This window comes from Amycolatopsis taiwanensis DSM 45107 (assembly GCF_000519205.1).
Taxonomy (GTDB): domain Bacteria; phylum Actinomycetota; class Actinomycetes; order Mycobacteriales; family Pseudonocardiaceae; genus Amycolatopsis_E; species Amycolatopsis_E taiwanensis.
On record NZ_JAFB01000062.1, the window covers coordinates 1 to 20,597 of the forward strand.

Consider the following 20,597-nt stretch of genomic DNA (forward strand, 5'->3'; position numbering starts at 1 on the left):
AGATTTCGAGCCGGCTCCACATAACGGGGCGTCAATCGCTGGTTTCTTGTGTGTACCTTCTCGTCTCGCTCACCGGACCCGCACCATCTGGCAGTACTGGTACGCTCCGACTTTGTCAGGGCCGCTTGCCACCCAAATCCCAACACTCCCAACAGGATTCAGGCTGCCCTCAGCTTCACCCAACCGCTGCGACAGCCAGGCGACGAAGGTCTTTCACCTCCATTCGGTAAACAAGCGCCTCATGGCGCACCTTCAGACGGTGGTGAGCCCGGCATAAGCAGGTGAGGTTGGTTTTGGCGGTGTGGCCGTTTTGCCGCGTCGGTAGTCGCGGTGGTGGTCGATGTCGGAGCGTTGTGCGGGCCGTCTGCAACCGGGCGCGCGGCAGGTGCGGTCGCGGACGCGGACGAATTCGTCGAGGGCGGCGGGTGGCTTGTAGCGGGTGCGTCCGACGTCGAGCACGGCGCCGGAGACGGGGTCGCAGGTGACCTTGCGCCACACGCTGTTGGGGTCTGCCATGATCTGGCGGGCGATCTCGCCCGGGATCGGGCCATGACCTTCGAGTTCGCATCCTGTGTTGGCGATGCCTAGTGCGGCGTCGATGGGCACGTGGATGTAGACCTGGGCGAGAACGCCGGGCAGGCCCTCGTGCTTACCCAGGGCGAGATCCGCCAGGACGTCGGCTCGGAGTTGGTCGAGAGTGCGGTCCTCGTCCTTGGTGTTCAGTTTGCGGGCGATGCCATCAACCTTGGCGTAGATCGCGCTCGCGATCTCGGCGGGCAGATACACCCAGAGCGAGGCCATTCCTTCCTCGGCATGGATGAGTTCGACCCGGCGATCCTTGCGGCGTTTCTTCGCCCGCTCCGCATACCCGTCAGGGTCGATGGCGCAGACGGCGTCCCGTGCCATCCGCCGGATCTTTTCGGAGTCCTTGCCTGCCAAGCGTCCGGCGATACGGTCGTCCACCGCGCGGGCCTGCTCGTCCGCCAACGTGGCGGTCACGTCGCACACTTTGCATGCGGTGCGCAGGTCGACCTCGCCGTGCTCCATGGCCGCCAACAACTTCGGTAGTCGGGTGGTCAGTACCTCCGCCGCATCGACCAGACCGGCGGCGGCCTGTCTGCTGATGGACAGTTCGAGCGCGATTTCATCCGCCACCCACCTGGTATCACCCCGAACCTTACATAATCGAGCGATGGCACGGACCTGGACGGCTTCGGCCCGGCACACGGCTTCCCGGGCCACGGTCATGGTCTCGACCGCGGCGTGATCGGACATGCGGGCGATGTCGTCGCCACACAACGAAAACAAGTCATACATCAACGGAGAACCCCTCACTCACAGACGGAATACCACAAATTATATCGATCAAACGAGCGATAGTCCATCGAACATGTCGTGAAAATGCGCCACTGGGCTGGCCTTTCGGCATACGCTCGTGCGTGAACGATGAGTTTGGTCGGCGGCTCGGGTCTACCCTGGTATGACTCGAATCATCGCGGACATATCAGTCTCCCTCGACGGCTTCGTCACCGGACCCGACCCTGGCCCGGACAACGGTCTGGGCACCGGCGGCGAGGCCCTGCACACTTGGGCGTTCTCCGAAGACCCCGACGACGGCCGGTTCCTGCGCGAGGGGACCGCCCGCTCGGGTGCGGTCGTCCTCGGCCGCCGGCTCTTCGACGTGGTCGACGGGCCCAAGGGCTGGAACGACGACGTCGGCTACGGCGCCGGAGAGGTCGGCAAGCCCGCATTCGTCGTCGTGACGAGCTCGCCGCCGAAGTCGGTGCGGCTCACCGACCTCGACTGGACGTTCGTCACCACCGGTCTGCCCGACGGCATCACCGCCGCGCGCGAGCGCGCCGAGGCGGCGTCGACGCCCGCCGGGACGCCATGCTCAGCGGCGGATGCGGGTCATTTCCGGGTCGACCAGTGGTTCGGTGGCGACGGTGGCGCGCACCTTCCGGTTGAAGTACTGGATCTCCACCGGGGTGCCGGGCGGAAGCGGCGCGGGTAGCCAGGCGTAGGCGATGGGCCTGCCGATCGTGTGCCCGAACGCGGCCGAGGTGACGTAGCCGGCGGCTTCGCCGTCGACGAACACCGGTTCGTTGCCCAGCACGATACTGCGGCCGTCGTCCACGGTCAGGCAGGTGAGCCTGCGAGTGACGCTCTCGTCGTTGAGTCCGGCGATCGCGTCGTAGCCGATGTAGCCGGTCTTCTTCTTGTTGACCGCGAAGCCGAGACCGGCCTCGTACGGGTTATGCTCGGTCGTCATGTCCACGCCCCACGACCGGTAGCCCTTCTCCAGGCGGAGGCTGTTGAACGCGGCACGCCCGGCGGCGACGGCGCCCAGCGGCCTGCCGGCTTCCCAGAGTACGTCCCAGAGCTTCTGGCCGTATTCAGCGCTGGTGTAGATCTCCCAGCCAAGCTCGCCCACATAGGACAGTCTCATTGCGACGACCGGAATACCGGCGATGTGGGCGCGCGTTAGCCGGAAGTACTTGAGCGCCTCGTGCGAAAAGTCCTCGCCGGTCAGCGGCTGCACCAGGTCGCGGGCCAGCGGTCCCCACACACCGACACAGCAGGTGCCGCCGGTGATGTCGCGAACGGACACGCTGCCGTCGGCCGGCGCCTCCCGTTGGAAGTGGTCGAAATCGAGGTTGCCGTTCGCGCCGACCTGGAACACGTCTTCCGAGAGCCGCGCCACGGTCAGGTCGGAGCGGGTCCCGCCGCCTTCGTCCAGCGCGAGGGTGTAGGTGACCGAGCCGACGGACTTGTCCATCTTGCCGGTGGTCAGCCGGTGCAGGAACTCGACCGAGCCCGGTCCGCTCACCTCGAGGCGCTTGAGCGACGTCATGTCGTACAGCGCCACCGCTGTGCGAGTCTTCCACGCCTCCACCGCGGCGATCGGTGAGTGGAACATCGCCGACCACGCGTCGCGCGACGGGGCCTGCCACTCCGACGGAAGTTCCTTGACCAGCCGGGCGTTGGCCTCGTACCAATGTGGACGCTCCCAGGCGTGCGCCTCCAGGAAGAACGCCCCCAGCTCTTTCTGCCGTGCGTGGAACGGGCTGACGCGGATCTCGCGTGGGGAAAGCTTGGGCTGCAACGGGTGTACCACGTCGTAGACTTCCACGAAGTTCTGCTGCGAGGTCTCCCGGACGTAGGCGTCGGTCGTCTCGATCTCGTCGAACCGATGCACGTCGCAGCCATGCAGCGCGATCTCGCTGCGTCCGTCCACGAGCACCTGTGCGACGGCCCGCGCGACGCCCGCCGAATGGGTCACCCACACCGCCTCAGCGATCCAGAAGCCCGCGACGTCCGGGGACTCGCCGACGAGCGGGCCGCCGTCGGGGGTGAACGAGAAGATGCCGTTGAACCCGGTCTCGATCTTCGCGGCGCCCAGCGCCGGCAGCAGGGTCTTGCTCTGCTCCCAGGACGGCGCGAAGTCCTCCTCGGTGAACGGCAACATCGACGGCATCGCCGCCTCGGTGACGTCGCCCTCCGGCAGGTCGGACAGGCGGACCGGCATCGGGCGGTGCGCGTAGGAACCGATGCCGAGACGGTCGTTGTGTTCGCGGTAGTACAGATCGTTGTCCTGGTGCCGCAGGATCGGAAGCCGTGCCTCGATCGCGTCGTCGTTGCGGCCGACGAGTTCGGCGACCTGCCCAGTGCGCACGTACTGATGTGCCAAGGGAAGCAGCGGAACCTTCATGCCGACGAGGTCACCGACCGCCGGGCCCCAGAACCCGGCGCAGGACACCACTATGTCGGCGGGGATTTCTTCATCGGCGTCGGTGCGCACCCCGGTCACCCGGCCGCCCTGTTGCAGCACCTCGGTGATCCGGGTCGAACCGCGGAATACCGCACCACACGCCGTGGCCCGCCGGATCAAGGCCTGGACGGCGCGCGCAGCCTTGGCGAGCCCGTCGGTCGGCGTGTGGAACCCGCCGAGTATGCGTTCGCGATCGAGCAACGGGTGCAGTTCGACGCACCGCTCGGGGCCGACGACCTCACCGGGCACGCCCCAGGACGTGGCCCAGCCCTGCCTGCGATGCAGTTCGGCGAACCGCTCCGGGGTCGTGGCGACCTCCAGGCCGCCGACCTGGTTGAAGCACCAGGCGCCGTCCACGTCGAGACTCTTGAACTTCTCCACGGTGTAGGTGGCAAACTGGGTCATGGCCTTGGACGGGTTGGTCTGGTACACCAGTCCGGGCGCGTGGGACGTGGAACCGCCGGTGAGCGGCAACGGGCCCTGGTCGACGACGGTGACCCGGGTCCAGCCGCGCGCGGTGAGCTCGTCGGCCAGGTTCGCCCCGACGATGCCGGCTCCGATGATGACGACGCGTGGGGTGGCGCTCATGATAGGTCTCCTCCCTGAACGGTGCCACTCATTGGCGGCATGAGTGACTCGTTACTGCCGAAATCCGGCATGAACTCCGCACTCATGGGCGGAACTCTTCGGCCGCGTCGAGGAGCCACTCCGCGAGGTAGCCCGCGAACGACGGCCGCACGAACAGCCGGAGGTCCTCCTCGCCCAGCGCCAGGATCAGCACACCGGCCCGTCCGACGAGGGTCTGCGCGCTGGATCCCGCCGAGAACACCGACGGCCGCAGGTCCAGCGAGCACCCGAAGGACAGCAGCTCTCGGGCCAGGGAGCCGCGTAGCCGGATACTGGTCCGCTGTGCGGAGACGTCGACCGCCGCGCCGTCGTAGGCGGACGCGGCCCAGCCGAGGTCGTGCTCGAGTTCGTGCGGAAGGCTGCGGGCCGAGGTCACCAGCCACTCGTCCGGGCCGAGCCAGATGATCTGCCCGTCGGCGGTGTGGGTCCACGTGTTCGGCTCGACCGGCAGGGCGGCACCCAGCATCCGGCCCAGTGCCTCCGCGCCGGGACCCGCCGGATCGATGCGCAGGTCCACCGCGGCGATCTCGTCTTCGGCCCGCACAACCAGCCCGTCGACGGCCGAGGTCAGCTCGGCCAGCGCGGGTTTCCACGCCTCCAACGGGTGCGCACGGTAGAGGGTGTCACCCATCGCGGCGTGCTCCTTCCTTGTCCACCAGCACGGTTTCGCCGATCTCCGCTTCGACGAGCGCACCGTCCACCGGCACGTGCACGAGGTCCCCGATGCGGGCGCGGCCGTTCTTCACCAGCGCGAGCGCGAACGGGCGGCCCAGCGCGGCACTGTGGTAGCTGGACGTGACGTGCCCGAGCATCGGGACCGGCGGCTCGGGCAGAGTGCCGCCCGGTTGCCGTTCGACGATCTGCGAACCCTCGGGCAGCCGGGTGCGGCGGTCGGTCGGCAACAGCGAGACGAACTGCTTGCGCATCGGGTTCTGGTTCTCCGGGCGGGAAAATGAGCGCTTGCCGATGAAGTCCTCCTTCTTCTTCGACACCACCCAGCTCATTCCCAGATCGTGCGGAGTGACCGTGCCATCGGTGTCCTGCCCGATGATCGGGTATCCCTTTTCGGCACGCAGTACGTGCATCGTCTCCGTGCCGTACGGGGTGATGCCGTGGGGCTCGCCGGCTTCCAGCAAGCGCTTCCACAGCGAAAGCGCGTACCAGGAGTTGACGTTCACCTCGTAGGCCAGCTCGCCGGAGAAGGAAATCCGGGCGAGCCGGACTCCGACCCCGTCGAGCGTGGTATCCCGCCACGACATGAACGGAAACGCTTCGTTGGACACGTCGACGTCTTTGAAAAGCTCACCGATCACCACACGCGAGCGCGGGCCGACGACCGGGAACACCGACCATTGCTCGGTGACCGACGCGAGGTGCACCCGCAGGTCCGGCCACTCGGTCTGCAGCCATTCCTCCATCCAGTCGAGGACCGGGGCCGCACCGCCGGTGGTCGTGGTGACCAGGAACCGGTTCTCGGCGATCCGCAGCACCGTCCCGTCGTCGATGACCATGCCATCGTTGCCGCACATCACGCCATAGCGCACGCGGCCGACCTTGAGCGTGCTCATCATGTTGGTGTAGATACGGTCGAGCAGCACCCCCGCGTCCGGGCCCTGCACGTCGATCTTGCCCAAGGTGGACCCGTCGAGAATGCCGACGCCGTTGCGAGTCGCGGCACATTCGCGCAGCACGGCGGCGTCTATATTTTCGCCGGGTTTGGGGTAGTAGCGGGCGCGCTTCCACTGGCCGACGTCCTCGAACACCGCACCGGCAGCGACGTGCCAGGAGTGCAGCGACGTGACCCGTTCGGGGTCGAAGAGGTGCCCGTGCTCGCGGCCCGCCAGCGCGGCGAACGCGACCGGGGTGTAGGGCGGACGGAACGTCGTGGTGCCCAGCTCCTCGATCGCGCGCCCGAGCAGTTCCGCGGCGATGCCGGAGGCGATCACGCCGGACGTCTTGCCCTGGTCGTGTGCGGTGCCGATCGTGGTGTAGCGCTTCACGTGCTCCACCGACCGCATGCCCGCTCCGACGGCACGGCCGATGTCGGCGACGGTGGCATCGCGCTGGATGTCCACGAACTGGCGAGCGGGGTCGCCTTCGGTGCGCCACAACACTTTCACCGGAAGGCGTGCGGGTTCCGGCTCGGTCGAGGGTGCTTCGTCGCCCGCGCCATCGCGCAACACGCCCGCGAGGTCGAACGTGCCGTTGGCGGCACCGATCACGGAGACACCGTTTAGCGTGCCGGTGGGCCGGAACGCGCCGAGTGCCGGGTCATAGGCGAGTTCGCCCTTGACGTGGCTGAACAGGTGCACCGCCGGATTCCAGCCGCCGGAGACCAGCAGCAGGTCGGCGGGCAGGCGCACGACGCCGTCACCCTCGCGGGCGAGCACGCCGGACACTCGATCCTGCCCCTCGGTACCCGTGACCACAGTGGACTGGTGAACAACGATTCCTTGCTCGTCGCAACGGGTTTTCCACTCAGCCGGTGTACTGTCCCGTGCATCCAATACGGTCACGTTCGCGCCGGCACCTGCCAGATCGATCGCTGCGGCATACGCGGCGTCGTCACTGGTGAACACGACGATTTCGCGCCCGGCCAGCACGCCGTAGCGATGCAGGAAGTCACGTGCCGCCGAGGCGAGCATGTTGCCCGGCCGGTCGTTGTCCTCGAACACGATAGGCCGCTCGATCGCACCGGTGGCCACGACCACCTTCAGCGCGCGGATGCGATGCACGCGCTGCCGGGACTTCTTCGCCAGCTCGGCGGTGCCAAGGGGGTCTGGGGGCTTGCCCCCAGCGGGGGTGTGGGGGCTGTGCCCCCACAGGACACAGGGGTCTGGGGGCTTGCCCCCAGGCGGGGCCTGGGGGTTCCACCCCCAGACAACACGGTGATCGGTGCGACGCTGGAGCGCGAGCACGAACCCGTCGTCGTACTGGCCGAACGCGGTGGTCCGTTGCAGGTGTACCACTTCCGGGTGCCGCGCCAGCTCGGCGGTGACCTCGTCGACGAATTCCCGCGCGGGGCGCCCGTCGATCCGCTCGGTGCCGGTGAGCGTGCCACCGGCTTCGGCACGGTCGTCGACCAGGACGACGCTCTCCCCAGCCCGGGCCGCACTGCGCGCGGCGAGCAACCCGGCGGGCCCGGCGCCGATCACCAGCGTGTCGGCGTGGGTGTGCTTGCGGTCGTAGCGGGCCGGGTCGGCGGCATCGGCGAGGCGGCCCTGCCCGTTCACCCCGCGGGCGACGAGCCCGTCGGTCAGCTCGACGACGGTGGCCTGCAGCATCTCCGGGAACGGTTTCTCGATCTGCACGAGCCCGGTCGGGTCCTCGGTCCACGCGGCGCCGATTCCGCGCGGGCGTCCGAGTTTCACGCTCGTGCCAACCAAATGTACGTCGTTGGCCAGCAGCGCGGAGGCAAGCGTGTCACCGGGGTGACCGGAATAGGTGCGGCCGTCGAAGGTGAAGGTGAGCGTGCGGCCGCGGTCGATCCGGCCGTATCCGTCCACGCGGCTCACGCGATCACCTCCTGGTCAGCCCCGACCACAGCAGGCGCCGGCTCGCCGATCTTGTAGGTGGCGAGGAACCGGTAGGTGCGCGTGTCCCGGACGGCGTTGAACCAGCGCCGGCAGCCCGCGCTGTGGCTCCACCGCTCGGGGAACGGGCCATTCGGATTGTCTCGGTAGAACACGAATTCCGCCCAGTCCTGATCGGACAGTTCGGCGGGCTGGTCCGGATAGGACACGTGCGCCTGGCCGCCGTAGCGGAACTCGATCTCTTCGCGGGGTCCGCACCAGGGACAGTGAATGAGTTGCATGGTGGCTCCTAGTGGGCGACGGCGGCAGCGCCGTGCTCGTCGACGAGAGCACCGGTCGTGAACCGGTCCAGGCCGAACGGGGCGACATAGGGATGCGGCTTGCCATGCGCGATCGTGTGCGCGTAGCACCAGCCGATCCCGGGCGTGGCCTTGAACCCGCCGGTCCCCCAGCCGGAATTGACGAACACGTTCTCGTACGGGGTGTGCCCGACGATGGGGCTCGCGTCCGGCGTGACGTCCACGATCCCGGCCCAGGAGCGCAGCAGGTGCGCCCTGGCGAAAACCGGGAACAACTCCACCGCCGCGGCCATCTGCCGTTCGATGATGTGGAACGCCCCGCGCTGGCCATAGCCGTTGTAGGAATCCACACCCGCGCCCATCACCAACTCTCCCTTGTGCGCCTGGGAGACGTACACGTGCACGGCGTTGGACATCACGATCGTCGGGTGCACCGGCTCCAACAGCTCGGAAACCAGTGCCTGCAACGGATGCGACTGCAACGGAGTGCGGACGCCCAGCATGTCGAGCAATACCGAGGTATGCCCGGCCGCACACAGCGCGACGGTGCCACAGGCGATGTCGCCGCGGGTGGTGCGCACCCCGGTCACTCGATCACCGTCCACAGTGAACCCGGTGACCGCACAGTCCTGGATCAGGTCGATCCCGGCCTCGTCCGCGCGGCGCGCGAAGCCCCAAGCGACATAGTCGTGCTTCGCGATGCCCGCGCGCGGCTGGTAGGTGGCCCCCTGCACGGGATACCGGATGTCCTCGGCGATATTGACGATCGGGCAGATTTCCTTCACCCGCTCCGGGCCGATCCACTCCGCGTCGATGCCGTTGAGCCGGTTGGCCTCCACCCGGCGGACCGAATCGCGGACGTCCTGCTCGGTATGCGCGAGGTTCAGCACTCCTCGCTGGGAGAACAGAATCGGGTAACCGAGGTCGTCTGCCAAGCCCTCCCAGAGTTTCAAGGAATGCTCGTAGATCGCGGCGGATTCGTCCCACAGGTAGTTGGAGCGGATCAGGGTCGTGTTGCGGGCCATGTTGCCGCCCGCGAGCCAGCCCTTCTCCAGCACCGCGACATCGGTGATGCCGTGGTTCTTCGCCAGGTAGTGCGCGGTCGCCAGGCCGTGCCCGCCACCGCCGACGATCACGACGTGGTAGGACTTCTTCGGTTCCGGGTTCCGCCACAGAAAGTCCGGATGCTCCGGCAGGTGCGCACCGGGGGGCGTGCGGGCGCTCATGCCTTCTCCTCCGCGAGTTTGCGCGCGACCGCGATCGTGTCGACAGGACGCTCCTTGCGAGCCTGGGTGCCCCAATGCGGACGGGCGCCCTGCCGCCCCGATAGCGGGGCCTGACGGCGGCGCGCTCTCTGGTCGGCTTGGGAGCGGCGGCTTGATATAGCGCTACTCATGCCGTCAGCTCCGGGTAGAGCGGGTGGCGTTCGGCGAGTTTCGTGACGCGGGCGGCCAGGGCGTCCAGCCTGGCCTCGCTGATCGACGGCCGGAGTGCCAGCGCGATCACGTCGGAGACCTCGGCGAAATCCTCGTCGCCGAACCCGCGGGCGGCCAGTGCCGGCGTGCCGATCCGCACGCCGGAGGACACCATCGGCGGGCGCGGGTCGAACGGCACCGCGTTGCGGTTGACAGTGATCCCCACCCGGTGCAGCCGGTCCTCGGCCTGCTTGCCGTCCAGCTCGGAATTGCGCAGGTCCACCAGAACCAGGTGGACATCGGTACCGCCGGAGACGACACCGACGTTGTCCTCTGCCAGCAACCGGTCGGCGAGAATCCGCGCGCCGGCGAGTGTGCGCTCCTGACGCTCCCGGAACGCCGGCTCCCCGGCCAGTTTGAAGGCCACCGCCTTGGCCGCGATGACATGCTCCAGAGGGCCGCCCTGCAGCCCCGGGAAAACGCTGGAGTTCAGCATCTTCCCCAGCTCCTTCGGCGCGAGAACGACCCCGCCGCGCGGACCGCCCAGCGTCTTGTGCGTGGTGGAGGTGACCACGTGCGCGTGCGGCACGGGCGACGGGTGCAGCCCCGCCGCGACCAGCCCGGCGAAATGCGCCATGTCCACCATCAGGTAGGCACCCACCTCGTCGGCGATGCGCCGGAACTCCGCGAAGTCCAACTGGCGTGGGTAGGCCGACCAACCCGCGATGATCAGCTTCGGACGATGCTGGATCGCCAGCCGCTCCACCTCCTGAAGGTCGACCAGGTGGTCGTCCGCGCGCACGTGGTACGGCACGGCCTTGAAGTACCTGCCGGAGAAGGTCAGCCGCATCCCGTGCGTCAGATGCCCGCCGTGCGCGAGGTCCAGACCGAGGAAGGTGTCACCGGGATCGAGCAGCGCGGCCAGCACCGCGGAATTCGCCTGGGCGCCGGAATGCGGCTGAACGTTCGCGTACTCGGCGCCGAACAGCGCCTTGACCCGGTCGATCGCCAGGCGCTCGATCACGTCCACGTGCTCGCAGCCGCCGTAGTAGCGACGGCCGGGATAGCCCTCGGCGTACTTGTTGGTCAGTACCGAGCCCTGCGCCTGGATCACGCTCAACGGCGCGAAGTTCTCGCTCGCGATCATCTCCAGGGTGCCGCGCTGGCGCGCCAGCTCCTGGCCCAGCGCCGCGTGGACCTCCGGGTCCGCCTCCGCCAGCGGCAGGCCGAGCACCTCGCGCGCATCTGGACGATCAACCGTTACGGACATTCGGCCAGCCTCTCGTCGTATCTATGTTCGCGAATTGATATATCAAACGGTAAACGCCGGGACCCGAACAAACAACACCGGTTTTGGCCCGGGTCAGCCGGAAATCGCGGCCACCACCCAGTCGCGGAACTCGCCGATGTGGTGCTCGCTGGGCACGAGGACACCGCCGCCGGCGTAGGCCCGGGAGGACATCGAGGGCTGACAGCGCTCGCAGGCGTCGAAATCCTGCTGGTTGACCCGATGGAACAACTCCACCGAATGCGAGAGGTCTCGCCCGCTGTCGACGACCTCCTGCGTGAACAGCCAGTCGCACTCGACGATCGTGCGGTCCACCGCCAACGGGTACATCCGATGGAAGATGACGTGGTCTGGCACCAGGTTGATGAACGCCTGCGGGTTGATCGTGATCGCGTAGTAGCGCCGGTCGTGGTTCTCCCCGATCCCGGCGAGCGTGGTGAAGCCGGCACTCCCGTCCACGGTGAACCCGGCGACCTCCGCACCGAACTCGGCGCCGTGGCCCACGTAGTACTGCGCGGCGTAGCCGTCGGCGAACTCCGGGAGCACGTCGGTCAGCTCCGGATGGATGGTCGCGCAGTGATAGCACTCCATGAAGTTCTCGACGATCAGCTTCCAGTTCGCCCGGACGTCGTAGGTGATCCGCTTGCCGAGCGCGAGTTCGCCTACCCCCCACCGGTCAATGACGTCCGAACCGCCCAGCCGCGTGGAGACCGCGGCCTGCACGGTGTCGACGAAGGACGGCGGCTCGTCGGCGAGGCTGACCCAGACGGTGCCGAGCCATTCCCGCAGCGCGACCTTGATCAGCCCGTACTCGTCACGGTTCACGTCCTTCATGGAGTTGAGGTTCGGGGCGGCGAAGAGCGAACCGTCGAGGTGATAGGTCCAAGCGTGGTAAGGGCACTGGATTGACCTGCCGACCGTGCCGGACTCCGCCACGCACAGCCGGGCGCCACGGTGGCGGCAGACGTTGAGGAACGCCCGCAGCCGGCCATCGCGGCCGCGCACGATGAGGACCGCTTCTCCCCCTACCTCGACGTTACGGAAGCTGCCGGAGGTGGGCAGGTCGGCGCTGCGCGCCGCGGCGAACCAGTTCCGCCGGAAGATCCGGGACTGCTCGAGGGAGAAGACGGTGGGATCGGCGTAGTGCGACCCGGGCAGCGTCGGGATCAGGCTCGAGGCCGGCTCCGGTTGCTGGTCCCGGACTTCGACAGAGCTCATGAACGTCCTTTCTTGCGGTGGAAGAAGAAACGGACGGCGGCCTCGGGCAGGCGAGCGCCGCCGTCGCCCTGCGGAAGACGGAGGGATCGGGGTCAGGCCGGGCGGGCCGCCAGCTGGCGACGCCACCGGCCGAACGAACGGGCCCGGTCGATGGCGACGACCGCCACCGGGCTACCGACGCGATCGCGGTACACCGCAACGAAATCGAAGGAGTCGGGGTCGCCTTCGATGATCTCGACCCGTGCGCCGGGCGTGCGGTGCCCGGCGAACTGGATCCGGTGACCGTACTGGTCCGACCAGAAGTAGGGCACGCCGTGGTGAGGCGCGGGGGTGTGTTCCCGGCCCAGCAGCGTCGACGCGGCCGAGACCGGCTGCTGCACCGCATTGGTCCAGTGCTCCATGCGCACAGCCGCACCGAGATGCTCGCGATGGGAGTTCGCGCAGTCTCCTACCGCGACCACGCCGGGGATGTTCGTCGCACAGCGTGCGTCGGTCAAGACACCGTCGTCGAGCACCACGCCGGAGCCCTCGAGCCACTCCACGCACGGCGCGGCGCCGATGCCGAGCACCACCACGTCGGCTGGCAACTCCCGGCCGTCGGTCAGCCGGACGCCGGTCACGCGCTGCTGCCCGATCAGCCCGGCGAGCCCGACTCCGGTGTGCAGCCGGACGTCCCGGGTGGCGTGCAACCGGGCGCACACCTCGCCCATCTCCGCGCCGAGCGGCCCCTGCAATGGCACGGACGCGATCTCCACCACGTCCACCTCGACGTCCATGAGCGCCGCGGTCGACGCGATCTCGGAGCCGATGAAGCCGGCTCCGATCACCACGAGGCGGGCACCCGCCACAAGCTCCTTGCGCAGCGCCGTCGCATCGTCAAGGGTTCGAAGGGTGTGCACGCCCTCGAGCATCGTCCCCGGCAGGCTCCTCGCCCTGGCGCCGGTGGCCAGCACGACGCCGTCGGAGACGATCCGCTGCCCGTCGTCGAGCACGACCGCGCGTTCCGCGGCGTCGAGCGCGACCGCGGTGCGCCCCAGCCGCCAGTCCGCGAGAAGAGTTACGTCCTCCGGAGTGGACAGCTTCAGATCGTCCTCCGAAACCGTCCCGGCCAAGAATTCTTTCGACAACGGGGGGCGGTCGTACGGCGCGTACGTCTCCTCCCCGACGACGATGATGCGGCCCGCGAAACCCTGGTCCCGCAACGCCCGCGTCGTCGTGAGGCCGGCCAGCGAGGCCCCGACGACGGTGATCACGCGCATCATCTGGCTTCTCCGGCCAGCACCGCGACCCCGTCCGACGCCGCTGCCTCGACGGTCTCGTTCACGTACACCAGCCCGTCGGACACGAGAACCTCGTGGGTCCGCACGGGCTTGCGGGCGGGCGGACCGCTCGGCCGCCCGGTGCGGAGGTCGAAGCACGCGGCGTGCAGCGGGCACTCGACCGCGCACCCTTCGAGCCACCCGTCCGAAAGCGAAGCGTCCTGATGGGTGCACGTGTCGTCGATAGCGTAGAAAGTCCCGTTCACATTGAAGACTGCGATGGCGACGTGGCCCTGCACGCGCACGGCCTCTCCGGCCGGAATATCGGAGGTCGCCCCAACTAAGATCATCGTTGCTCCTGTTACTCGCGGAACACGACATGCGATATACCGCAGAGCATCCGGCAGTCCCCCATTTCCCGTCAATTAACCGGTCCAACATTCCGCCCCAAGAGCTTCGGAGTTGCAACATGTACAACAATGGCGACGACGCGGGGTCCGCGGAGCCCCGGACACCGAGCCAGGCCGTGGACCGGGCATTGTCGATGCTCACCCTTCTGGCCCAGCGCGGCCCCTCGGGAGTGACCGAACTGGCGCGCGAGATCGGGGTGCACAAGTCCACCGCCTCGCGGCTGATGGCCGCGCTGGAGAAGTACCGGTTCGTCGAGCAGGACGGCCGCCGGGGCAAGTACCGGCTCGGCTTCGGCATCGTGCGCCTCGCCGGCGCGACCGCCGCCCAGCTCGACATCGCCGGGGAGAGCCGGCCGGTGTGCGTCCGGCTGGCGTCGGAACTGCGCGGGACGGTGAGCCTCAGCGTCCTCGAGGGCGGCAGCGCGACGGCCATCGTGCAGGAGCCGGACACCGAGCGGAACTGGATCGGCCTGCGGGTGCCGCTACATGCCACCGCGAGCGGGAAAGTGCTGCTCGCGAGCTTCGGGTTCGAGGATCTCGGGGCCGCCCTCGCCGGCCCCCTCGAACGCTTCACCCCGCAGACCGTCACCTCGCCGGGCGCGCTGCTGGCCGACCTCAGCCGGGTCCTCGACCGCGGCTGGGCCGCGGCCAGCGGTGAGTTCGAACCCGATCTCAACTCGGTCGCCGTCCCGGTCCGCGGGCCCGGCGGACGCATCGCCGGGGCGCTGAGCGTGTCGGCCGGGGCCGATCACCTCGGGGTCGCGGACTTCCAGGACGTGGCACGCGTGCTCATCCAGGCCGCCGAGGAGATCCTCGACCGCCTGCAGCGCCTCGCGCCCCTGACCGATCCGGCCGGATACCCGGGCACAACTAACACAACTACCCCACCGCATAGATATATCAGAAACATGAATCGGGGGTTACCATGATTCCATTACGGCGGACACCATTGTCATATTGGCGAGGAGTCACCTAACGACCTCGCCGAATGACCATCGGAGACGAGTGGACAACTCACCGGACAACAATGACCACGCCTCTTCCAACTATTGCCGAATGATACGAAGTCGGTATTCGTTCCGGTCTTGCCGCCCATACTCTGGGCGGCTGTTTTGTTTCCACGTGCCCGGGACTTACCCCAGTGTCATCGCTACGCGCCGGATTGCCGGGCAGGTGCCGAGCCTGGGCCGGGTCTAATGCGACAGTCTCGTGTTCGTTCTCGACGTGTTCGTGTCCGCGATCACCGGCAAGGCCCCGGCCGAAATCCCGCTCCTCAAAGGAAATTCGCCGCGAAGGAGACGGCTTTCTGCAGCTCGCGCGATCCCGCGCCGGCCGTGATGACGGCGGCGTCGGCATCGAAGTCGCCGATGGTGGTCCCGACCCGGGTGCCACCGGCCCGTTCGGCTATCGAAGTCGCCCTGGCACCCTCCACAATGGAGACCCATTCGCCACCGGCGCGCCGATGTCCCGCTACCCTCGCCAAGCCGCGTGCGCCGACGATGCCGACGCGAAGGCGAAGAGAAACCCGGCTTCACCGCGTCCCCGTCGACCCCGGCCAACTCCAGGTCGCCGAACAGGTCGAACGTGCCCCGTGCCAGCCGCGCGAGCGTCCGGACACCCGCGTTGTACCGGCTCCGCGGTGTTGCGCGCGAACCGGAGCAGGAACCGCAGCAACCCGGCGTCATGACCACGGCACCGAGGTAGGACGCGTTGCCCGCAGCCAGCCCCAGTGAGTGCAGGATCGGGCTTGACAAGAGGCGGATAATGAAAATTCGGCGTGTCTTCCATAAGCACATGGAGACTCCGCCGAACCTAACGTCAGTATATGCACTGTGAGGGGCATGTGTCAACGGGGTACGAAGACGAACTGCGGTCCGAGCGGAGCTACGTGGCCGGGCTCTACACGCGGCTCGACGCCGAGCGAGCGCGAGTGAAGGGTAAGTACGACGCGGCCTTGCGGGGAAACGGCGGGACACCCATGGAACGGGATGTCGAGGTTCGCGCACTGGGCAAACAGATGAAGCGGCTGGGCGTGACGGACGACGGGCTGTGTTTCGGCCGGTTGGACACCGTTTCGGGCGACCATTCCTACATCGGCCGGATCGGCCTTTTCGACGAGGAGAACTCCTACGAACCGGTGCTGCTCGATTGGCGGGCGCCGGCGTCGCGCGCGTTCTACGTCGCCACCGGCGCGAGCCCGGAAGGCATGCGCCGGCGCCGCCAGTTCCACACCCGCGGGCGGCACGTGGTCGACTTCACCGACGAAGTATTCGGCCGCCCCAGTGCCGGGGAACGCGGGGACGCGGCCCTGCTCGCGGCGGTCAACGCGCCGCGCGGTGAGGGAATGCGCGACATCGTGGCGACCATCCAGGCCGAGCAGGACGAGATCATCCGGCTCGACCACCCGGGAGTGCTGGTGATCGAGGGCGGCCCGGGCACCGGTAAGACCGTGGTGGCGTTGCACCGCGTCGCGTACCTGCTCTACACCCAGCGAGAGCGGATGGAACGCCATGGTGTGCTCGTGGTCGGGCCCAACCCGACGTTCCTGAACCACATCGGCCGCGTTCTGCCGTCGCTGGGCGAATTCGACGTGGTGTTCATGACCACCGGAGACTTCGTGCCCGGCCTGCATGTCACCGCCGAGGACACCCCGGAAGCCGCGCGCCTCAAGGGTTCGCTGAAGATCCTGGACGTGCTGGCGGCGGCGATCGCCGACCGGCAGCGGCTGCCGGAGAATCCGCTGCCTATCGAACTGTCGGACGTCACGGTGCGGATCGACGCCGAGACCGCGGAGTGGGCCATCCAGGAGGCCCGCGCGAGCGGGCTGCCGCACAACGAGGCCCGCGCCACCTTCACCGAGATCGTGACGTACGTGCTCACCGAGCGGGCGATCGCCCGGATCGGCCGAGGCTGGCTGACCCGGAAGGACCGCGAAGCATGGGAGGACATGCGGGCGGACCTGCTCAAAGAACTCGCGGAGAACGACGCGTTCATCGCGGCCCTCGACGAACTCTGGCCGATACTGACGCCGGAAACACTGTTGGCGCCGCTGTACGCGTCCCCGGAACGGCTTCAAGCGGCAGGCGCCGACCAGGCACTGTGGCGTGCCGACGGCGAGGCCTGGACGGTGTCGGACGTGCCGCTGCTCGACGAACTGGTCGACCTGCTGGGTCGCGACAAGTCGGCCGAGCAGGCCGCCGACCAGGCCGTCGAGGCGGAGCGGAAGGCCGAGGCCGAATACGCGGCCGGCGTGATGGACCTCATGAAGCTGGACCGCGAGGAAATGGACGAGGACATCCTGCTGGCCGCCGAGAACCTGCTCTACGCCGAGGACCTGGCGGATCGCTTCGTCGAGCGTGACACCCGTGACCTCGCCGAACGCGCCGCCGCGGACCGGGACTGGACCTACCGGCACGTCGTCGTCGACGAGGCCCAAGAACTGTCCGAAATGGACTGGAGAGTACTGATGCGGCGCTGCCCGAACCGGTCTTTCACAGTGGTCGGCGACCTCGCCCAACGCCGGTCGGAAGCCGGAGCCACCTCGTGGGGCACGATGCTGGACCGGTACGTGCCCGGCCGCTGGGTCTACCGGTCGCTGTCGGTGAACTACCGCACCCCGGCGGAGATCATGAACGTCGCCGCCGCGCTGCTCGCCGAGTTCGCGCCCGGAGTCCAGCCACCGGAGTCGGTCCGCGCGTGCGGCGTCCAGCCATGGTCCAGGCTGGTCACCGAGGACGAACTGCCTGACGCCATCGAGGAATTCGTACGGGATGAAGCCGGTCGCGAAGGCACCAGCGTGGTGATCGGGCCACCGGGTGTGCCGGGCACGGTGACGGCGTCGGAAACGAAGGGTCTGGAGTTCGACGCCGTCCTGGTCGTGGAACCCGAACGGATCCTCGCCGACGGCCCACGCGGCGCGGCCGAACTCTACGTCGCCCTCACCCGCGCCACGCAGCGCCTCGGCGTCCTGCACCAGAACCCGTTGCCACGGGCCCTGACCGGGCTTGCCGACAGAGGAACACCCACCAAGGCGTAGCGACTCGTGTGCGGCCGGCCCCGAGCCGGGGGCCGGCCGCGACCACCTTTGTCGGTCGCCGGGTCGACGTTCAACCCATGGTCACCTTAAGATCGCCCGAACAACAGGAAATACAGAATGGTGCTGACGGTGGCGAGCGCAACGAACGATCGGCGTGACGAGCTAGAGCTGGACAAGCCCAACTCGGCCCGTGTGTACGACTACTTGATCGGCGGCAAGCTCAACTATGCGATCGATCGGCACTTCGCCGACCGGGTGATGGCACAACTGCCCAACGTGCGCGATATCTGCCTGCTCAACCGGTACTGGCTGCGTCGAGTCGTCCGGTTCGGCATCGAGCAGGGTATCCGGCAGTTTCTCGACATCGGTTCGGGCATGCCCACAGTGGGCCACGTCCACGAGGTCGCGCAGAAGGCCGACCCCACGGCACGCGTTCTCTACGTCGACAATGAACCGATCGCCGTCGCCCACAGTGAGATCGTCCTCCAAGGCAACGATCGTGCGGTCATGCTCGACGCCGATGGGGAACAGCCCGAAGAGATCTCCGATCACCCGGTAACCCGGCGGCTGCTGAACCTCGACGAACCGATGATGGTGATCATCGCGGCCTTCGTCCATTTCATCCCCGACGAACGCCGGCCGAAAGCGCTGATCGACCGCTACCGCAACTTGATCGCGCCAGGTAGCTACCTCGCGCTGTCCTCCGACACCGGCGACCAGCAGAGCGACGAAGTGCTCCAAGCCATCGAGCTGTACAACAAAACGGTCAGCCCGCTCCACCTACGCAGCCGCGACGAACTCGCCGAACTGATGGCTGGATTTGACCTCGTCGACCCCGGCATCGTCTTCACCCCCGAATGGCGACCCACCAACCCTGCCGACGTAGGGGAAAACCCCGAGCGTGCCAGCATTCTCGCCGTCGTGGGTCGCAAACCCTGACCCTTCAGAGCAAAGACGCCGGGGCAAGCACGAGAGGAACGCTTAGAAGGACGAGGCGTCCGTGTCGCCGCAGCGGTCGTCCTTTGTAGACTCGCTGGAGTTTCCGACGGTGGGGTTGAGGATGGGTTCGGGTCGGTGGCGTGGGTGCGTCCGGGGTCGTCACGGTCAGTTCGCCCGTCGCCTGGCCCAGGACCGGTATCGAAGTCGCTTGGGGTGGGTTGGTTCGTGGTGCTTCGCACCTCCCGTACTCCGCGTCGATACGGCACAGCACGCCCGAGAGACTGGGCCACGCATCCTGCTTGGTGAAACGAACTCGGTCGGATACCGCTTCACCACCACCGAAGCCCGCAAGATCGACCGTACCCTGGCCAAGGCCGAAAACAGCCTGACCAAACCCGGCAACCGGACAACAGGCGGAAGCGCTGCCTTACTCACGGGCGGCGCTTCCGGCCTTGTCGGTGACTGCCCGCAATGTCCTTGATCTACCGACGCGTCTTCGACGCCCGTGACCGCGGCCGCCGCTGCACCCGGCCCTGCCGCAACGCCGCCGCAACCTTGCCTCGTAGCTCGCCCTTGGCCTGCAGATACAGCGTCTGATAGATCCTCTCGTGCGACACCCACCGATCCTCGTCCCCAGGATGTTCCGACCGCAACCGCGACGCGATCTGCTTGGGCGACCACTTCTTCCCCGACCCCGCCATGGCCTCCGACCACAACCCGGGACTGCCCGGCATCTTCCGGTCCTTCTGCCGCTTCGCCATCTCCTCCGCGCGATACTCCGCTCGACTTCCACTTGACACCCAACGAATTCTGCGTCCGCTCCGCCATACTCAACGGTGCACCCCGCCCCACCACACCATGCTCGCCAACAAGATCAACTCATTGGATCACATGAGCACTGACCCCTTGACACCGCATCACATTAACTCGAACGAGTGTCGAACGTACGTCCTAAAGTTGATAGGATATCGGCATGTCCGAGCAGACTCCCGCTTCCCGGCTGTCGCAGGTTTCCGATAGGGACCTGGCCGCGATTGTGGTGGCGTGTGAGCAAAAGCTGCGGGCCGGCTACGCCGAGATGCTCGCGGCCATGGGTGAGAGCGAGCAGCGCGGACTGGGGAAGTCTCTGGGGTTCAAGGACACCGCCGCGTTCCTGACGGATGCGTTGCGGATTTCCGCGCGGGAAGCCAAACAACGCATCGACCACGCCGCGGCCACCATGCCGTCGTCGTCGCTGACCGGGGTGCCGCAGCCCCCTCCGCACGCGGCCACCGGGCACGCCCTGACCGCCGGGGACATCAACGCAGAACACGTCCACGCGATCACCACGACCTTTCACGCCTGCCCGGCACAGATTCCGGTCGAGCAGCGCCAAGCAGACGAGCGCATTCTGGTGGAGCTGGCTCGACAGGCCGGACCGGAGGCGGTACGCAAAGCCGGCCGTCGGCTGCACGCGATCTGGGAGCAGGACACCGCACCACCGGAGGACAAGGACCGCGAACAGGTGAACCCGTTGCGGCGGCTGGACATCCGTCACCGACAGGATGGCAGCATCCGCTTCAGTGGTGAACTGGACGCCGAAACCGCCGAGGAACTCGACGGGCTACTCGGGCCACTGGCAAAACCACACAAGAACCCCCAGACCGGCGAACACGATACCCGCACCCCCGCCGAACGAGCAGGAGACGCCCTCGCCGAAATCATCGCCCTCGCCGCCCGCTGCGACGAACTCGGTACCCAGGGCGGTGAACGCGCCGTGATGATCGTGTCCATCACCCTCGCCGAACTCGAAAACCGCGCC

17 protein-coding genes are annotated in these 20,597 nt (G+C 67.7%); 5 read left to right on the plus strand and 12 right to left on the minus strand.

The genetic code is table 11. The features are described 5' to 3' along the window. Positions 1-252: 252 nt before the first annotated feature. Positions 253-1,317: a DUF222 domain-containing protein gene (locus A3CU_RS50285; RefSeq protein ID WP_052372673.1), complete on the minus strand. Its 1,065-nt coding sequence runs from the start codon at positions 1,315-1,317 to the stop codon at positions 253-255. Positions 1,318-1,480: 163 nt separating this feature from the next. On the opposite strand from A3CU_RS50285, the gene A3CU_RS51795 reads away from it, so the two are divergent. Beyond that, positions 1,481-2,014 carry a dihydrofolate reductase family protein gene (locus A3CU_RS51795; protein ID WP_027946007.1) on the plus strand — a complete coding sequence of 178 codons (534 nt, stop codon included), beginning with the start codon at positions 1,481-1,483 and terminating at the stop codon, positions 2,012-2,014. On the opposite strand, the gene A3CU_RS0134065 is transcribed toward A3CU_RS51795, so the two are convergent. The 9 genes from A3CU_RS0134065 to A3CU_RS0134105 form a co-directional block, all read right to left on the minus strand. Beyond that, the gene (locus A3CU_RS0134065) at positions 1,895-4,360 is read right to left on the minus strand and encodes a GcvT family protein (RefSeq protein WP_027946008.1); all 2,466 of its coding nucleotides are present in this window, start codon (positions 4,358-4,360) and stop codon (positions 1,895-1,897) included. The genes A3CU_RS51795 and A3CU_RS0134065 overlap by 120 nt on opposite strands. 82 nt (positions 4,361-4,442) lie before the next feature. Beyond that, positions 4,443-5,030: a sarcosine oxidase subunit gamma gene (locus A3CU_RS0134070; protein WP_027946009.1), complete on the minus strand. Its 588-nt coding sequence runs from the start codon at positions 5,028-5,030 to the stop codon at positions 4,443-4,445. Then, on the minus strand, positions 5,023-7,914 hold the full coding sequence (locus tag A3CU_RS0134075; protein ID WP_027946010.1) for a 2Fe-2S iron-sulfur cluster-binding protein: 2,892 nt from the start codon (positions 7,912-7,914) through the stop codon (positions 5,023-5,025). The genes A3CU_RS0134070 and A3CU_RS0134075 overlap by 8 nt, the downstream gene beginning before the upstream one ends. Continuing rightward, the gene (locus A3CU_RS0134080; RefSeq protein WP_027946011.1) at positions 7,911-8,213 is read right to left on the minus strand and encodes a sarcosine oxidase subunit delta; all 303 of its coding nucleotides are present in this window, start codon (positions 8,211-8,213) and stop codon (positions 7,911-7,913) included. Before A3CU_RS0134080 ends, A3CU_RS0134075 begins: the two co-directional genes overlap by 4 nt. A gap of 8 nt (positions 8,214-8,221) precedes the next feature. Then, positions 8,222-9,457 carry a sarcosine oxidase subunit beta family protein gene (locus A3CU_RS0134085; protein ID WP_027946012.1) on the minus strand — a complete coding sequence of 412 codons (1,236 nt, stop codon included), beginning with the start codon at positions 9,455-9,457 and terminating at the stop codon, positions 8,222-8,224. Positions 9,458-9,623: 166 nt separating this feature from the next. Then, complete coding sequence (locus A3CU_RS0134090; protein WP_027946013.1) at positions 9,624-10,916, minus strand: serine hydroxymethyltransferase; 1,293 nt, start codon at positions 10,914-10,916, stop codon at positions 9,624-9,626. Between the two features lie 93 nt (positions 10,917-11,009). Then, positions 11,010-12,152 (minus strand): aromatic ring-hydroxylating oxygenase subunit alpha, encoded by a 1,143-nt coding sequence (locus A3CU_RS0134095; protein ID WP_027946014.1) that lies wholly within the window; start codon positions 12,150-12,152, stop codon positions 11,010-11,012. Positions 12,153-12,244: 92 nt separating this feature from the next. Then, positions 12,245-13,411: an NAD(P)/FAD-dependent oxidoreductase gene (locus A3CU_RS0134100; protein ID WP_027946015.1), complete on the minus strand. Its 1,167-nt coding sequence runs from the start codon at positions 13,409-13,411 to the stop codon at positions 12,245-12,247. Beyond that, positions 13,411-13,761, minus strand: coding sequence for a bifunctional 3-phenylpropionate/cinnamic acid dioxygenase ferredoxin subunit (locus tag A3CU_RS0134105; RefSeq protein ID WP_027946016.1), 351 nt, complete (start codon positions 13,759-13,761; stop codon positions 13,411-13,413). The genes A3CU_RS0134100 and A3CU_RS0134105 overlap by 1 nt, the downstream gene beginning before the upstream one ends. Positions 13,762-13,880: 119 nt before the next feature. On the opposite strand from A3CU_RS0134105, the gene A3CU_RS48145 reads away from it, so the two are divergent. After that, a complete protein-coding gene (locus A3CU_RS48145; protein WP_084144100.1) occupies positions 13,881-14,750 on the plus strand; it encodes an IclR family transcriptional regulator in 870 nt (289 codons plus the stop codon). Positions 14,751-15,094: 344 nt separating this feature from the next. Here the strand turns inward: A3CU_RS48145 and A3CU_RS53040 are convergent, their stop codons facing one another. Further along, on the minus strand, positions 15,095-15,304 hold the full coding sequence (locus A3CU_RS53040) for a hypothetical protein (RefSeq protein ID WP_156960712.1): 210 nt from the start codon (positions 15,302-15,304) through the stop codon (positions 15,095-15,097). Between the two features lie 360 nt (positions 15,305-15,664). Here A3CU_RS53040 and helR point away from each other — a divergent pair, with 360 nt between their 5' ends. Both helR and A3CU_RS0134125 read left to right on the plus strand, forming a co-directional pair. Next, complete coding sequence (gene helR / locus A3CU_RS0134120; protein ID WP_027946017.1) at positions 15,665-17,857, plus strand: RNA polymerase recycling motor ATPase HelR; 2,193 nt, start codon at positions 15,665-15,667, stop codon at positions 17,855-17,857. A gap of 129 nt (positions 17,858-17,986) precedes the next feature. Beyond that, on the plus strand, positions 17,987-18,796 hold the full coding sequence (locus A3CU_RS0134125; RefSeq protein WP_027946018.1) for an SAM-dependent methyltransferase: 810 nt from the start codon (positions 17,987-17,989) through the stop codon (positions 18,794-18,796). Between the two features lie 482 nt (positions 18,797-19,278). Here the strand turns inward: A3CU_RS0134125 and A3CU_RS0134130 are convergent, their stop codons facing one another. Continuing rightward, positions 19,279-19,557 (minus strand): hypothetical protein, encoded by a 279-nt coding sequence (locus A3CU_RS0134130; protein ID WP_027946019.1) that lies wholly within the window; start codon positions 19,555-19,557, stop codon positions 19,279-19,281. Between the two features lie 212 nt (positions 19,558-19,769). On the opposite strand from A3CU_RS0134130, the gene A3CU_RS0134135 reads away from it, so the two are divergent. After that, a partial coding sequence (locus A3CU_RS0134135; RefSeq protein WP_027946020.1) for a DUF222 domain-containing protein occupies positions 19,770-20,597 on the plus strand: 828 nt, incomplete at its 3' end.